Below are 14,968 nucleotides of genomic sequence, written 5' to 3'. Positions count from 1 at the left end.
CCCTCAAACGCCAGGCAGACCGAACCACCCCACCGACCCATCGCAGCCCCGCCGGACAGTGCCAGCGACCGGCGGGCAAACCCAGCTGCCGCCTGGCAAAACCAGCACCGGCGGACAGAACCAGCCCCGGCGGCCGAACCCAGCCCCGCCGGACAGAACCAGCACCGGCGGGCAAAACCAGCCCCGCCGGCGTTTGAGGCGCCGCCGGAGGCGAACAGGACCACCGCCCCGCCACTCCGCCCCCGCCGGGCAAACGCACCTCCCCACCGGACAGAACCAGCTGCCGCCGGACAGAAACCCAGCCCCGCCGGCGTTTGAGGCGCCGCCGGAGGCGAACAGGACCACCGCCCCGGCCCCTCGGCCCCGCCGGGCAAAGCCAGCGCCGCCAGGGGCAAAAGGGGCCCGGTCACGGCAGACGGCGCCCGCCAACGCCCGCCCCGGCGGCACCGGCGGCACCGGCGGCACCGGCGGCAGCCGCCACCCCGTCCGCCCCGCAGGACACCGCCACCGCCTCCGCCCGCCGAAGCAGCCCGAGGTCCCCCCGCCGCACCCCCAGCGCCAGCAGCGACCGGGCCAGCTCGTACCCGGCCGGGGACCCGCTCAGCAACGCCACCGATTCCTCCAGCCGCCCCGCCCGCTCCGCCGCCGGCCCGACCGCCGCCGCCACCCGCAGCGCCTGCCCGATCCCCGACGGCGCTCCGAAGACCCGGGCCCGCCGCACCGCGTCGGCGGCCAGCGCGCCGGCGCGTTCGGGGTCCTCGTCCACCACGGCCTCGGCGAGGTGCAGCTGCCAGGGGCACCAGGCCGGGTTCTGGATGCCGCGGGGGGTCAGCCGCCGGTCCACCGCCTCCAGCTCGGCCGCCGCCGCCTTCTTGTCACCCCGGGCCAGCAGCAGTTCCGCGTACACGGTCTGGGAGTCCGGGAAGACCACGGCCGCCGGGAACGGCTCCCCGAACGCGTGCTCGCGCGCCAGCTCCCACGCCTCCCCGGTCCGGCCCCGGGCCAGCAGGGTCTCGATCAGGATGGCGATGGCGTACCAGTGCACGGGCGTCCGGCTCCCCACCCGCTCGGCGAGCCGCAGCCCGGCCCGCGCCAGCTCCTCGGCCTCCACGAGCCGCCCGCCCCGGTAGCGGATGTACGCGCGCAGGCTGTACGCGAAGGACAGGTGGGCCCCGCGCCACCCCTGGCGCTCGAACTCGGCGGTGCCCGCCTCGAAGAGTTCCTCGGCCCGCTCGGGCCGGTCCGCGTACATGTGGGTCATCGCGGCCAGCACCGGCACCTCGAAGCCCCGGCCCTCGTAGGCCCAGCTGAACCCGTCGCCGAGGGCGCGCCCGGCGTGGTGCAGAACCACGTCGACGGGCTCTCCCCGCAGGCAGGCGTCCCAGGCCCGCAGCCCGATCACGTACCGCTCGGTGAGGTCACGGCCGGTGAGCCGGTCGGCGAGCCGGGCGAGGCGCCGGGAGCGGGCCGGGGAGTCGGCCTCGGCGGCGTTGAAGGCGCCCCACATGAACTGTTCGGACTGGAGCCGCAGCCGCCCCCGGACGTCCGGGGTGTACGGGATCTCCCGGGCCAGCGCCTCGCAGGCCTCGGTGAGCCGGTCGCTGTGCGCGAGCACCTGGGCGAGGCGGATCACGATGCCCTGGCGCAGCGCGGGGTCCTCGACGGGTTCGGCGAGGGCGGCGCGCAGGTGGTTGACGGTGTTCGCGGGTTCGGTGAGCAGGGAGGCGCAGCCCAGCTCGTAGAGGACGGCGGCCCGTTCGTCGAAGTCCGGGGGTTCGCTCAGGGCGCGGGCGAGCTGGCGGCGGGCGGCCTCGGGGGCTCCGGCGCGCAGGTTCTCGCGGGCGGCCTCGCGCAGGGTGCGCACCACCCAGGGGTCGTTGTCGGGGTGGGCCTCCAGGAGGTGCCGGGCGGCGGCGGACGGGCCGAGTCCGCCGTCGACGACGGCCACGGCGGCCTGACCGTGCAGGGCGACCCGCAGGGCGTCGGGGATGGCCCGGTAGATGGCGGTGGCGATCAGCGGGTGGACGAATTCGAGTCCACCGTCGTGTTCGGCGGCGGCGGAGAGGATACGGGCGCCCCGCAGCCGTTCGAGGGCGTCGGCGGCCTCTTCGGTGCCGAGCCCGGCGACCCGGGCGGCGAGGTCGCGGGGGATGGCGGTGCCGAGGATCGCGCAGGCCCAGGCGAAGCGGACGGTCGAGGGGCCGAGCCGTTCGAGCCGGGCCACCAGGCCGCTGCCGCGCTGCGCGGCGGCGAGGTCGCGCAGCAGGGGCGCGCTGGCTTCGACCGGGTCGAGGCCGCGGTCGTGGACCTTGGCGGTCAGCTCGACGGCTTCGAAGGGGTTGCCCGCGGTGACGGCCCAGGCTTCCCGGCAGAAGGCGTCCTCGGCGTGGTCGCCGATCGCGTCGCGCAGGATCCGGCCGACGGCGTCCGCGGTGAGCGGGGCGAGGGTGAGCGGACGTCTGCCCGCGCGGCCGGGCAGGGTACGGAAGGCGTCGGCGTGCGCGGGCAGTTCGTCGGGACGGTAGGCGACGACGAGGAGCAGCGGGAGCTGTTCGGCGCGGGGTGCGAAGGCGGCGAGCCAGCCCAGGGATTCGGGGTCGGCCCAGTGGGCGTCGTCGAGGACGAGGACCATCGGGGCGCGCTGCACGGCGAGGTGGGTGAGGACCCAGTCGAGGCCGTCGCGCAGGCCCTGCGGGTCGGGCGGGGCGCCTTCCTCGGGAGCGCAGAGTCCGAGGGCGGGGCCGACGATGGCGTACCAGCTGCCGAGGGCGGCCCGCAGTTCTTCCTCGGTGTGCCCGGCGAGCTGGGGCTGGATGAGCTGGCGGGCGACGTGGAAGGGCTGGCCCTGTTCCTGTTCGCCGCCGCGGGCGGCCAGCAGGGTGCAGGACCGGGACCGGGCCCGGCGGCGCACCTCGGCGAGGAGCGTGGTCTTGCCGAGTCCGGCGGGTCCCGAGAAGGCGAGGAGCGCGCCGCCCCGGGCCCCGGGTCCGCCGCGCGCTCCGGTCGCGCCCCGGGCTCCGCTCCCGCGCTCGGCGAGTTGCCCCAACGCCTCGTCGACGGTGGCCAATTCGGCCTCGCGTTCGAACAATACGCGCCGCGTACGGGTCCGGCGTTCCGTCATGACTGGTACCCCCCAGACCTGTTCGGGGCATCAGCGTACGCCCGCGTGACCTCGGAGGAGGCACTCGGTTCGGGAAAGATCGAATTCTTTTCCGGACGGCGTTATTCAGCCGAATGGGCCGCGAGCGCCTCCAGCACCGCGACCGCCTCGGCGGCGCGTTCGAAGGCCACGAAGAGGTGGTCGTGGTGGTATCCGGCGACCACGTTGCAGCTGAGGCCGTGCGCGGCCAGTTCGGCGGCGAAGGCACCGGTGAGCCCCACCGCGTCGAGGGCGGAGTGGATGCGCAGGGTGATCCACCCGGCCACGTACGCGTACGCCAGGCCCGCCGCGTCGGCGTCCTCCTGTCGGAGCACCAGGGTCAGGCCCTCGGCCTCCAGCACGGTGGCCACCGGGGTGGTTCCGGCCGGGGCCGCGGGGCCGGGCACGGTGCAGAAGACGTAGCGCCCGTCGTGCAGTTCGGGGCGCATGCCGCTCAGCAGTCTCTTCAGGTCGCTCTCGCCGGTCATGCCGGCAGCCTACCGATCATCCCGCCGCGGCCGTTTCGGTACCTGTTTCGGTGCCCGCCGGGCGGCCCGCCCGGCGCGCGGGGCGCTCATGGGCGCGGAGCGCGGGACGCGGGGCGCTCATGGGCGCGGAGCGTGGGACGCGGGGCGGAGCGCGGTCACTCGGGACGGTCCATCAGGCGCGCGAGGAGGGACTGGTGGTACGAGGGGTGGTCCGCCTGCGGGGTCGCCAGGTCGGGGGCGGCGCTCCGGAGGTGGAGGAGGCCGAGGTGGACGGCATAGAGGGACAGCGCCGTCGATTCCGCCTCCACCGGATCCCGCCCGCCCTCGGTGAGCAGGTGCCGCAGGATCTCCAGGCGCCGTCGGTGCGTCTCGGCGAGGATCTCCCGGACTCCGGGGTCACGGGCGGCGTCGGCCTGGAGGGCGATCTCGATACCCCGGTTCGGGCTCTCGAACGCGGTTTTCAGCAGGGCCGACAGCTTGGCGCGGGGGTCCGGCAGCGCCGCCAGCGCGTCGACGGCCTGGCGCGTGGTCGTGTCGCACCAGTGCCGCAGCGCCGCCGCGACCAGGGCGTCTCGGTTGGCGAAGAACCAGTAGAAGCCGCCTTTGCTCGCGCCGAGTTCGGCGGCCAGCGGCTCGACGGCCACCGCGCGGACCCCGCCGCGCGCCATCGCGCTGATCGCGGTGTCGATCCAGTCCTGCGCGGTGAACCGGGCCCTCTCGGTGCGTGCCATGCTCCATACGCTACCGTCTGGAGCGACTCTGGACGGCTACGAATGGAGCTGGCGTGCACCGCCCTCGCACCTACGCCGTACCCATGCCCGCGGACTCCGTACCGCCCCGGCTGCTGCCCCGCGTGGACTTCTCCGACGCCTACGCGGTGCGGCTGCCGCCGCACGCCGACACCGATCCGGCCGAGTGGGCCGAGCGGATCTTCCGCAGCCCTCCGGCCTGGATCCGTTACGCGCTCGGCCTGCGCGACACCCTGGTCGGCGTCCTCGGACTGAAGACCAACGACCTCCAGGCCGCCACGCCGTTCCCCGAGTTGGACCGTACCGAGCGGGAAGTCGTCTACGGCCTCGACGACCGCCACCTCGACTTCCGAGCCGGCATCCACCTCCAGCGCACCGACGACGGCGTCCAGGTCGCCATCATCACCGTGGTGCACCACCACAACCTCTTCAGACGCCTGTACTTCCTCCCGGTCCGCTGGGTGCACCCGCTGATCATCCGGTCCATGCTGCGACGCGCCGCCGCGGAGCACCGCGCCCCGTGACGATCCGCGCGCCCGGAAGCGAACGGGGGCGCCGCGCCCCCGGGACGGCGGCTCCGCCCCCGGTGGCGCGGCGCCCGCGGTCACGTCAGGTCGTACTCGCCGCCGCGCGCGTTCATGACGAACGTGCGCCACTCGTCCGGCGCGAAGATCAGCGAAGGGCTCTCCGGGCGGGCGCTGTTGCGCATGGCGATGAAGCCCTCGACGAAGGCGATCTGGACGTCACCGGCTCCCCGGCTGCTCGACTGCCAGTCCGCCCCGCTGAGATCGAGGTCCGGCTTGCCCCATCCGGCGAACGGCTGTGAAGTCATGCTCTCGGTCACGTGCGTGCTCCTCCCGGTACGTCGTCCGGGGGCCAGGTTAACCACCACCGGCCGTGCCGGACAGGGCGCGGTGCGTCACCGCGCGGCCGGTCCGGCACCGCTGTCCGGAAACCGATTTCCGTTCCCCCGGGCTCAGTTGGCCGGCGGCTGCGCTCCCACCAGCCACATCGCGAAGAACTGGGCGCCGCCCCCGTAGGCGTGCCCCATCGCCCGGCTGGCCCCTTCCACCTGGTGTTCTCCCGCCTGGCCGCGGACCTGGAGGGCCGCTTCCGCGAAGCGGATCATGCCGGAGGCGCCGATCGGGTTGGTGGACAGGACCCCGCCCGACGGGTTGACCGGGAGGTCGCCGTCGAGTTCGGTGACACCGGCCTCGGTCAGTTTCCAGCCCTCGCCCTCGGCCGCGAAGCCGAGGTTCTCCAGCCACATGGGCTCGTACCAGGAGAAGGGGACGTACAACTCCACGGCGTCGATCTCCCGGCGCGGATCGGTGATGCCCGCCTGCCGGTAGACGTCGGCCGCGCAGTCCTTGCCCGCCTGCGGCGAGACGAAGTCCTTGCCCGCGAACAGGGTGGGTTCGCTGCGCATCGCCCCGCCGTGCACCCAGGCGGGCGGTTTCGGCGAACGGGCCGCGCCCTCCCGGTCGGTGAGGATCATCGCGCAGGCGCCGTCGGAGGACGGGCAGGTCTCGGAGTAGCGGATCGGGTCCCACAGCATCGGCGACGCCTGGACCTTCTCCAGGGTGATGTCGTGCTCGTGCAGGTGGGCGTACGGGTTCTTGAGCGCGTTGCGCCGGTCCTTGTACGCGACGAGCGAGCCGACCGTGTCGGGCGCTCCGGTGCGCCGCATGTACGCGCGCACGTGCGGGGCGAAGAAGCCGCCCGCGCCCGCCAGCAGCGGCTGCTGGAACGGGACGGGCAGGGACAGCCCCCACATGGCATTGGACTCGGACTGCTTCTCGAACGCGAGGGTCAGCACGGTCCGGTGCACCCGGGCCGCGACCAGGTTCGCGGCCACCAGCGCCGTGGACCCGCCCACCGAACCGGCGGTGTGCACGCGCAGCATGGGCTTGCCGACCGCACCGAGGGCGTCCGCCAGGTACAGCTCCGGCATCATCACGCCCTCGAAGAAGTCGGGGGCCTTGCCGATCACCACCGCGTCGATGTCCGCCCAGGTCAGCCCGGCGTCCGCGAGGGCTCGCACGGCCGCCTCGCGGACCAGCCCGGCGATGGAGACGTCGTGCCGGGCGGCCACGTGCTTGGTCTGGCCGATGCCGACGACGGCCACGGGCTCCTTGCTCATGCTCGGTCCCCTTCCAGGACGGCGACCAGGTTCTGCTGGAGGCAGGGGCCGGAGGTGGCGTGCGCGACGGCCCGGTCGGACTCGCCGCGGTGGATCCGGGCGGCGGCCTCGCCGATCCGGATCAGGCCCGCCGCCATCACGGGGTTCGCGGCGAGCGCCCCGCCGGACGGGTTGACGTCCACGGCGTCGCCGAGCCCGAGGGCCTTGCGCAGCACGACCTCCTGCGAGGAGAAGGGGGCGTGCAGTTCCGCCGTGTCGACGGGCGCCTCGAAGACCCCGGCGCGCTCGGCGGCGAGCCGGGTGGAGGGGGAATCGGTGAGGTCGCGCAGGCCCAGGCTGTGCGCCTCGATGCGGTGGTCGATGCCGGTGATCCAGGCGGGGCGCGCGCACAGGGCGCGCGCCGTGTCCCCGGCCGCGAGGATCACGGCGGCCGCGCCGTCGCCGATGGGCGGGCAGTCGCCCGTGCGCAGCGGCCTGACCTGGTACCCGCCCTGCGGGACGGCGCCGCTGAGCTGGGCGTGCGGGTTGGCGGAGGCGGCGGAGCGGCTGCGGGCGCCGATGGCCGCGAGCGCGCCCTCGTCGGTCTCGCCCGCGTCGATGAGCGCCTGCGCCTGGAGGGCGGCCAGGGCCACCGAGTCGGGCCAGAGAGGGGCGACGTAGTAGGGGTCGAGCTGGCGGGTCAGTACGTCGCGGACGGAGCCTGGGGAGGACTTCCCGTACGCGTAGACGAGCGCGGTGTCGGCCTCGCCGGTCTGGATCTTGACCCAGGCCTCGTACAGGGCCCAGGCCCCGTCCATCTCCACGTGCGATTCGGAGATCGGCGGCCAGGCGCCGACCCCGTCGAGGGTCATCGTGAAGGAGAAGGCCCGGCCCGCCAGGTAGTCGCTGGATCCGGAGCAGGTGAAGCCGATCTCCCCGGCCTTCAGCCCGGTCTGGGCGAGGACCTGGTGGAGGACGGGCATGACCATCTCGACTTCGCTCAGTTCGTCGGTGCGGCGCAGGTGGTCGCTCTGGGCGAAGGCGACGACGGCGACCTCGCGGGAGGCGCGTGCGCGGGCCATCAGATCAGCTCCTTGTACACGTCGTAGTCGGCGTCGGGCTCGCCGGTGGGCCGGTAGTGGTCCGGGTGGCGGCCGCCCTCGCTCCAGACCGGCTCCACGCGCAGGCCCATCCGGACCTCGTCGTAGGGGATGCCGCCGATCCGGCCGTGCAGGGCGAGTCCGGCGCCGTCGAGCGCGATGTGCGCGTAGACGTAGGGGACCTCGATGTCCAGGTTGCGGGCCTTGATGTTGACGATGCAGTAGGTGGTGACGGTGCCCGCGGGACCGACCTCGACCCGGTCGGTGGTGGCCACCCCGCAGGTGGGGCAGGCGCCGCGCGGGGGCACGTACACCTTGTGGCAGGAGGGGCAGCGCTCCCCCACGGTCCGCCGCTCGGCGAGGCCGTTGATGTAGGCGGTCTGGGCGCGGCCGGGGCTGTAGGTGTAGTCCAGGCGCGCCTCGGCGACGATGCCGGTGACGGCGTCCTCGAAGACCCCGTCGTGGGGCTGCCCGGCGGAGGCGGCCGCCTCCTCGCCCTCGTACGGTTCGAAGCAGGCGATGTCGGTGATGGCGCCCTTACGGTCCTCGGCCCACCGGATCCTGACCCGCATCCCGGTGCGTACGGCGTCCGGGCCGGGCGCGTCGAGGGCGTGCAGGAGGGCGGTGTCGGCGCCGTCGAGGCGGACGAGCACCCAGGCGAAGGGGGTCGTGAGGGGCTGCTGGGGGCGGGGGTCGTCGTTCCAGGCCCAGGTGGTGACGGTGCCGGTGGCGCCGACCTCGACGAGATCGCGGATCTCCTCGGCGGTGACGGGGTCGTACTCTGCGGGCGGCACCATCACCTTCCCGTCGGCGGTCTTCACCCCGAGCACGACGCGCTCGCGGAGCCCGGTGAGGAAGGCGCTCTGGACGGGCCCGAGGGAGCGGGTGAAGGGGAACTCGACGACGAGGGGCGCGCGCAGCACGTCCGGCGTGGGGGCGGCTGTCATGGGTGCTCTCCGATTCTCCGGGGGTGGGGCCCGGCACCCCGGGCGGGTCAGGGGCGGGGCGGTGGCGATCTGGAACGTCAGGCCCGCCGGTAGACCGGGGGGCGTTTCTCCGCGAAGGCCCGGGCGCCCTCCTTGGCGTCCGCCGTGTCGAAGACCGGCCAGCCCCGGGTGAGTTCGGCGGCCAGGCCCTCGGTCTCCGTCAGCTCCGCGCTCTCGTACACCGACGCCTTGACCGCCTCGACCGCCAGCGGCCCGCACCCGTTGATGAGTTCGGCGATCTCCAGTGCCTTCTCCAGCGCCGTCCCGTCCGGCACGACCCGCCCGATCAGGCCGATCCGGGCCGCCTCCTCGGCCCCGTACGGCCGTCCGGTCAGCAGCATCTCCAGCGCGTGCGTGCGCGGGATCTGCCGGGGCAGCCGGACCGTGGAGCCGCCGATCGGGAACAGCCCGCGCTTGACCTCGAAGAGGCCGAAGGTGGCGCCCTCCCCCGCGACCCGGATGTCCGTGCCCTGGAGGATCTCGGTGCCGCCCGCCACGCAGTAGCCCTCGACGGCGGCGATGACCGGCTTGCGGGGCCGGTGGTGGCGCAGCATCGCCTTCCAGTGCAGGTCGGGGTCGGCCTTCAGCCGGTCCCGGTACTGGTCGCCCGCCATCCCCTGGCCCGCGAGGGCCTTGAGGTCCATGCCCGCGCAGAAGTCGCCGCCCGCGCCGGTCAGTACCACCGACCGGATCTCGTCGTCCGCGTCCGCTTCGAGCCAGCCGTCGTACAGGCCCACCAGCAGCGGCAGCGAGAGCGCGTTCTTCGCCTCGGGCCTGTTCATGGTGAGCACCAGCGTGGCGCCGTGCCGTTCCACGGTCAGGTGTTCTGTCCCACCCATTGCCGTCCTCCCTCTCAAGACCTAGAACAGGTTGCAGGAGGAGAGGGTGCAGTTCAATAGTTTTCTGACACACAGTCAGATTTCTTGGGTGGCGCCCTTCCCACTTGGCAGGCACGGGGCTCTAATGGCCGCCGTGCCGCCCAGCGCGGCTCTGTCATGCGGATTTTCCGGGGTCAGGAGGAACGGTGGAGTACAACCTTGCCGACCTGTTCGAGTCGATCGTCGACGTGGTTCCCGACCGCGAGGCCCTCGTGTACGTGGACCACCCGGGCACCGGCGCCGAGCGCCGCCTCACGTACGGAGAGCTGGACGCGGCGGCGAACCGGATCGCGCACCACCTGCTGGACAGCGGACTGAAGGCGGGCGAGCACCTCGGCCTCCACCTCTACAACGGCATCGAATACCTCCAGACCGTCCTCGCCGCCCTCAAGGCGCGCCTGGTGCCGGTCAACGTGAACTACCGCTACGTGGAGGAGGAGCTGGTCTACCTCTACCGCGACGCGGACCTGGCGGGCCTGGTCTTCGACGCCGAGTTCACCGAGCGGGTGGCGGGCGCCCTGCCGCAGACCGAGAAGCTGCGCCACCTGGTGCGGGTGGGCGCGCTCCCCGAGGGCGCCCCCGCGCTGGACGCCGTACCGTTCGCCGAGGCGGAGGCCGCCGGTTCGCCCGGGCGCGGCTTCGGGGCACGGTCGGCTGACGACCTCTTCATCATCTACACGGGTGGTACCACCGGTATGCCGAAGGGGGTGATGTGGCGTCAGGAGGACCTCTTCTTCGCCGGGTTGTTCGGCGGCGAGCCCTCCGGGCAGCCCATCGCCCGGCCGGAGGAGCTGGCCGAGCGGGTCGCGGCGAACAGCCCGGGCCTCACCTTCTTCCCGGCGCCCCCGCTGATGCACGGGACGTCGACGCTGACCTCGTTCGTGGCGTTCAACTACGGCCAACGGGTGGCCATCCACCGCAAGTACACGCCCGAGGACGTGCTCCGTACGATCGAGAAGGAGAAGGTCTCCAGCGTCTCCCTGGTCGGTGACGCGATGCTCCGGCCGCTGATCGACGCGCTGCGCGGCCCACTCAAGGGGGCGGACCTGTCCTCCCTGTTCAGCGTCTCCTCGTCCGGGGCGATCATGTCGGAGACGGTCCGCGCCGAGTTCCAGGCGCTGGCCCCGCACGTGATGCTGCTGAACAACTTCGGTTCGTCCGAGTCCGGTTCCAGCGGCCGGGCGACCAGCGACTCCGGCCCGGAGAAGGGCTTCCGGCTGGAGGTCAACGACCGTACACAGGTGGTGGACCCGCTCACGCACGAGCCCGTACCCGTGGGCGAACCGGGGCGGCTGGCCCAGCGCGGTCATGTACCGCTCGGCTACTACAACGACCCGGCCAAGACCGCGGAGACCTTCTTCCAGAAGGGTGCCGAACGCTGGGTGCTGCTCGGTGACATGGCGACGGTCGACGAGAGCGGCATCGTCACCATCCTCGGGCGCGGTTCGCAGTGCATCAACACGGGCGGCGAGAAGGTCTATCCGGAGGAGGTCGAGCAGGCCCTCAAGTCCCATCCGGACGTGTACGACGCCTTGGTGGCCGGGGTCGCGGACGCGAAGTGGGGCAGTCACGTCGCGGCGGTGGTCCAGGTCCGCGAGGGCGCGCCCGAACCCTCCCTGAACGAGATCCAGACGCACTGCCGCACCAAGCTCGCCGGGTACAAGATCCCGCGCCAGCTCGTCATCGCCCCGAGCATCCAGCGCTCCCCGAGCGGGAAGGCGGACTACCGCTGGGCGAAGACGGTGGCTTCGGAGGCGGACGGGACGGGCTGAGCCGGGGGCGGCGGCGGAGCGGGGGCCGGGTCAGAGTCCGACCCGGAGTTCCGCCGCCAGGGCGCGGCTCCAGTGCGCCAGTTCCTGGCGGTCGGTGCCCTGGCCGAGCACATCGGCCTGCTCGTCGCTCAGCCGCAGCGGTCCGGGGTCCTCCAGCAGCCGGGACACCTCCGCCAGCAGGGCGACCAGGCGGCGCGCGCCCGAGGCGCCGAGGCGGACCGATACCGCGGGGTCGACGACGGACATCGTCACGGCCTCCCTTCGGCGGAGCACCTGCTTCCGACGGTACGCCGCTGGACGCGCCCCCGCGCGGGAGGCGGCCCGGGCCGCCCCGGGGCCCCGCCCCTCGGGTCAGGCGCCGCTGAGCAACCGCTCCACGGGCCGCGCACCACGGACCGCCGTCCAGCGGCGCGGGCGAGGCGGGTTCCCTCGTACGGGGTGACGGACGAGGCAGGCCGGAGTCCGGGCGATTCGGGCAGGGAGGCCATCCCACCAGGGATCCCACCAGGCGATCACTCGTTCGAGTCATTGATTTCCGCCCCGGGCTCCGGCAGGCTACCGAATGATCGGTCGGTTGGCTCGTGACGGGGTGATGACATGGCTGCTGCTTCAGAGGATCACGGTTTCCGGGATCGCGGTCCCGGTGATCGCGGTCCCAGTGATCGCGGCTCGCGGGATCACGGTCTCCACGGGGACCACGGTTTCCGGGACCGCAGCGAAGGGCTGACCCCGGACGCCCTGGCGGAGCTCCAGCTGGACCGGCTCCGCGCGACGCTGCGGCGCGCCTACGACCGCGTGCCGTTCTACCGCGAGGCCTTCGACAAGGCGGGCCTGCGTCCCGACGACTGCCGTTCACTCGCCGACCTCGCCCGCTTCCCCTTCACCACCAAGGCCGACCTCCGGGACAACTACCCCTTCGGGATGTTCACCGTCCCCCGGTCCGAGGTCCGGCGCCTGCACGCCTCCAGCGGGACCACCGGCGCGCCGACGGTGGTCGGCTACACCGAGCGCGACCTCGACACCTGGGCCGAGGTGGTGGCCCGCTCGATCCGTGCGGCGGGCGGCCGCCCCGGCCAGCTCGTGCACATCGCCTACGGGTACGGGCTGTTCACGGGAGGCCTCGGCGCGCACTACGGCGCCGAGCGCCTGGGCTGTACGGTCGTGCCCGCGTCGGGCGGGATGACCGACCGCCAGGTCCGGCTGATCCAGGATTTCCGCCCCGAGGTCATCATGGTGACCCCCTCGTACATGCTGACCCTGCTGGACGAGATGGAGCGTCAGGGCATCGACCCCCGCGCCACCTCCCTGCGCACGGGGATCTTCGGGGCGGAGCCGTGGACCGAGGCGATGCGCCGGGAGATCGAGGAGCGGCTGGACATCGACGCGGTCGACATCTACGGACTGTCGGAGGTGATGGGGCCCGGGGTGGCCCAGGAATTCGCCGAGACCAAGGACGGGCTGCACATCTGGGAGGACCATTTCCTGCCCGAGGTGATCGACCCGTTCACGGGCGAGGTGCTGCCCGACGGGCAGCCCGGGGAGCTGGTCTTCACCTCCCTCACCAAGGAGGCCATGCCGGTGATCCGCTACCGCACCCGGGACCTGACCCGGCTGCTGCCCGGCACCGCGCGGCCCGCTTTCCGCCGGATGGAGAAGGTGACGGGGCGCAGCGACGACATGATCATCCTGCGCGGGGTCAACCTCTATCCGACCCAGATCGAGGAGATACTCCTGCGCACCCCCGCGCTGGCCCCGCACTTCCAGCTGCGGCTGACCCGGGAGGGGCGGATGGACGCGCTGACGGTCCGGGTCGAGGCCCGGCCCGGGGCGGGTACCGCCGAGCGCGGGGCGGCGGCGGCCTCCGTGGTCCGGGCGGTCAAGGAGGGGGCCGGGGTCTCGGTCCGGGTCGAGGTGGTCGATCCGCAGACCCTGGAACGCTCGATGGGCAAGCTCAAGCGGATCGTGGACCTCCGGGGACGGGACAACACGCCTCCGGTCGGCTGAAACCACCCCTTCGGGCGCATTGACGGGCCATATCCGGGAGGTGGCGGGCGCTCGCGGGTAGGGCACTGTGCGTGACCCCGTTCTTCCACCAGCTCCGCGCCCGGCTCCAGGCGTCCCCCGCCGGGCTGGCCTGGAGCCGTGGCCGGGAGATGGAGCTGATGCACCGGGCGATGGGCTTCGCGGCCCTCGGCTTCCTGACGCTGGTGCCGCTGCTGATCGTGGTGGCGGCCGCCGCCCCCGGCAGCGGTGAGGGGTTCGGCCGCTGGCTGGGCCAGGCCCTCGGGGTCGCCATGGCCTCCCGGGCCCAGGTCGAGGTGCTGTTCGGTTCGGCGAACCAGGCCCTGGAGCGGACCACCGCCTTCGGCCTGGCGGCCCTCGCGGTCTTCGGGCTGACCTTCGGCTCGGCCGTGCAGACCGGGTACGAGAAGGTCTGGGACCTGCCGACCGCCCGCTGGCACACCTTGTGGCGGCACGTCGTCTGGCTGGCCCTGCTGGTCGTCTACATCGCCCTGCTGGTCATGATCCCCGCGCCCTCCTCCGACGCGGTCGGCGCGGTCCTGGGCACGGCGGGCGACCTCTCCGGCACCTGCGTGTTCTTCTGGGTCTCGCAGTGGCTGCTGCTCGGCGGCCGGGTCCGCTGGGAGGCGCTGCTTCCCGGCGCGGTGGCCACCAGTCTGGGCCTGCTGGGCCTGCGGGTCTTCTCCCAGCTGGTCTTCTCCCCCCTGATCGCCTCGAACGCCGTCACCTACGGCGCGTTCGGCACCCTGCTCGTGGTCCAGTCCTGGCTCGTCGGGGTCGGCTTCGTCGTTTACGGCGGCTCGCTCGTCGGCCGCCTGGTCCACGAACGCCGGACCCTGCGCCGCGTGCGCCCCGACGGCCTCCCCCCACCCTGACCCGCCCGTCCGTCGGCCCGGCCGGTGACGCGCTCGACGTCGGGGCTGACCCGCTGCTCGGCGGGCAGCGGCTCGCCGAGGATGGCGAGGGTGCCCTCCACGACCGGTTCGGGCATGAAGGCCAGCATCTGGGCGCGGGCCTCCTCACGGGTCTGCTCCACGAACCGCACCGGTTCGCCGAGCGCGGCGCCGATCGCCTCGGCCCGTCGGCGCGGGGTGATCGCCTCGGGTCCGGTCAGTTCGTACGGACGGCCCTCGTGACCGCCCCCGAGCAGTACGGCGGCGGCTGCGGCGGCGATGTCGGCCGGGTCGATGCCCGGCAGGGCGACGTCACCGAAGGGCGCGGCGGCGGCTCGTCCGGCACTTCCCACGCCCCGGGAACGGCTCCGGGCACTCCTGGCGGGCTGGGTGGACAAGCGTGAACTCACGGCCCGCTACGGCTGCCCGACGGGCACCCTCGCCTCCGAGCTGGACAAGCGGACCGACGGCCTCGACGAGTCGGTGGCCGAGCTGATGCCGACCCTCATCGACTGGGCCGAAACCCAGTTCCGGGAGATGGGGCGCCCGGACGCCCGGGAGCTGGCGGTCGCCTTCGTCGCCGCCTACCAGGGCATCCCCCTGCTCACCAACACCCTTCGGGACCCGGACCTGATGGCGGCCGAAGGCGAACGGCTGGCCCGCTGGCTCGACTCGCTCGAAGCCTGAGGGGACGCACGCCACTCCATCCCCGGGGCGGGTCGGCGCGGCGCGGGAGCGCCGGCGGCCGACGTACGCCAACTGCCCGCAGGCGCTCTTGCCCCCGCACCTCACCTCGCCCCGCCCCGCCCCGCCCCGCCC

14 protein-coding genes and 1 pseudogene are annotated in these 14,968 nt (G+C 73.5%); 5 read left to right on the top strand and 10 right to left on the bottom strand.

The window, feature by feature from the left end; all coding sequences use genetic code 11:
* Nucleotides 1-406 precede the first annotated feature (406 nt).
* The 3 genes from QMF80_RS36720 to QMF80_RS36710 form a co-directional block, all read right to left on the bottom strand.
* The gene (locus tag QMF80_RS36720) at nucleotides 407-3,121 is read right to left on the bottom strand and encodes an ATP-binding protein (RefSeq protein WP_283461589.1); all 2,715 of its coding nucleotides are present in this window, start codon (nucleotides 3,119-3,121) and stop codon (nucleotides 407-409) included.
* A gap of 101 nt (nucleotides 3,122-3,222) precedes the next feature.
* Complete coding sequence (locus QMF80_RS36715) at nucleotides 3,223-3,627, bottom strand: ACT domain-containing protein (RefSeq protein WP_283461586.1); 405 nt, start codon at nucleotides 3,625-3,627, stop codon at nucleotides 3,223-3,225.
* A 155-nt stretch (nucleotides 3,628-3,782) separates the two neighbouring features.
* Nucleotides 3,783-4,358 carry a TetR/AcrR family transcriptional regulator gene (locus QMF80_RS36710; RefSeq protein WP_283461583.1) on the bottom strand — a complete coding sequence of 192 codons (576 nt, stop codon included), beginning with the start codon at nucleotides 4,356-4,358 and terminating at the stop codon, nucleotides 3,783-3,785.
* A 53-nt stretch (nucleotides 4,359-4,411) separates the two neighbouring features.
* Here QMF80_RS36710 and QMF80_RS36705 point away from each other — a divergent pair, with 53 nt between their 5' ends.
* Nucleotides 4,412-4,900, top strand: coding sequence for a DUF2867 domain-containing protein (locus QMF80_RS36705; RefSeq protein WP_283461580.1), 489 nt, complete (start codon nucleotides 4,412-4,414; stop codon nucleotides 4,898-4,900).
* Between the two features lie 80 nt (nucleotides 4,901-4,980).
* Here QMF80_RS36705 and QMF80_RS36700 read toward each other — a convergent pair whose 3' ends face one another.
* The 5 genes from QMF80_RS36700 to QMF80_RS36680 all read right to left on the bottom strand — a co-directional run bounded on the left by QMF80_RS36700 (nucleotide 4,981) and on the right by QMF80_RS36680 (nucleotide 9,423).
* Complete coding sequence (locus QMF80_RS36700; RefSeq protein WP_283461592.1) at nucleotides 4,981-5,208, bottom strand: DUF397 domain-containing protein; 228 nt, start codon at nucleotides 5,206-5,208, stop codon at nucleotides 4,981-4,983.
* A gap of 144 nt (nucleotides 5,209-5,352) precedes the next feature.
* A complete protein-coding gene (locus QMF80_RS36695) occupies nucleotides 5,353-6,519 on the bottom strand; it encodes a thiolase family protein (protein WP_283461578.1) in 1,167 nt (388 codons plus the stop codon).
* Entirely contained in the window at nucleotides 6,516-7,580 is a 1,065-nt protein-coding gene (locus QMF80_RS36690; RefSeq protein WP_283461573.1) for a thiolase family protein, read from the bottom strand. The genes QMF80_RS36695 and QMF80_RS36690 overlap by 4 nt, the downstream gene beginning before the upstream one ends.
* Entirely contained in the window at nucleotides 7,580-8,545 is a 966-nt protein-coding gene (locus QMF80_RS36685) for a Zn-ribbon domain-containing OB-fold protein (RefSeq protein ID WP_283461571.1), read from the bottom strand. The genes QMF80_RS36690 and QMF80_RS36685 overlap by 1 nt, the downstream gene beginning before the upstream one ends.
* Before the next feature lie 77 nt (nucleotides 8,546-8,622).
* Complete coding sequence (locus QMF80_RS36680; RefSeq protein WP_283461568.1) at nucleotides 8,623-9,423, bottom strand: crotonase/enoyl-CoA hydratase family protein; 801 nt, start codon at nucleotides 9,421-9,423, stop codon at nucleotides 8,623-8,625.
* 185 nt (nucleotides 9,424-9,608) lie between these two features.
* Between QMF80_RS36680 and QMF80_RS36675 the strand changes: the two genes are divergently transcribed.
* A complete protein-coding gene (locus QMF80_RS36675) occupies nucleotides 9,609-11,234 on the top strand; it encodes an acyl-CoA synthetase (protein ID WP_283461565.1) in 1,626 nt (541 codons plus the stop codon).
* A gap of 30 nt (nucleotides 11,235-11,264) precedes the next feature.
* On the opposite strand, the gene QMF80_RS36670 is transcribed toward QMF80_RS36675, so the two are convergent.
* The gene (locus QMF80_RS36670) at nucleotides 11,265-11,480 is read right to left on the bottom strand and encodes a hypothetical protein (RefSeq protein ID WP_283461563.1); all 216 of its coding nucleotides are present in this window, start codon (nucleotides 11,478-11,480) and stop codon (nucleotides 11,265-11,267) included.
* A 351-nt stretch (nucleotides 11,481-11,831) separates the two neighbouring features.
* Here QMF80_RS36670 and paaK point away from each other — a divergent pair, with 351 nt between their 5' ends.
* Nucleotides 11,832-13,238 (top strand): phenylacetate--CoA ligase PaaK, encoded by a 1,407-nt coding sequence (paaK, locus tag QMF80_RS36665; protein ID WP_283461561.1) that lies wholly within the window; start codon nucleotides 11,832-11,834, stop codon nucleotides 13,236-13,238.
* A gap of 149 nt (nucleotides 13,239-13,387) precedes the next feature.
* Complete coding sequence (locus tag QMF80_RS36660) at nucleotides 13,388-14,131, top strand: YhjD/YihY/BrkB family envelope integrity protein (RefSeq protein WP_283461590.1); 744 nt, start codon at nucleotides 13,388-13,390, stop codon at nucleotides 14,129-14,131.
* On the opposite strand, the pseudogene QMF80_RS36655 reads toward QMF80_RS36660, so the two are convergent.
* Nucleotides 14,047-14,487 (bottom strand): annotated as a pseudogene (locus tag QMF80_RS36655) (Rossmann-fold NAD(P)-binding domain-containing protein); the annotation flags it as partial. The gene QMF80_RS36660 and the pseudogene QMF80_RS36655 sit on opposite strands and share 85 nt — an antisense overlap.
* Between QMF80_RS36655 and QMF80_RS36650 the strand changes: the two are divergent.
* Entirely contained in the window at nucleotides 14,429-14,836 is a 408-nt protein-coding gene (locus QMF80_RS36650) for a TetR family transcriptional regulator C-terminal domain-containing protein (protein ID WP_502962994.1), read from the top strand. The pseudogene QMF80_RS36655 and the gene QMF80_RS36650 overlap by 59 nt on opposite strands.
* Nucleotides 14,837-14,968 lie beyond the last annotated feature (132 nt).

Origin of the sequence: Streptomyces sp. G-G2, from assembly GCF_030063135.1 — a bacterium.
Classification (GTDB): domain Bacteria; phylum Actinomycetota; class Actinomycetes; order Streptomycetales; family Streptomycetaceae; genus Streptomyces.
Note: the sequence above shows the minus strand (reverse complement) of the source record. Positions and strands in the feature narration are given on the sequence as shown.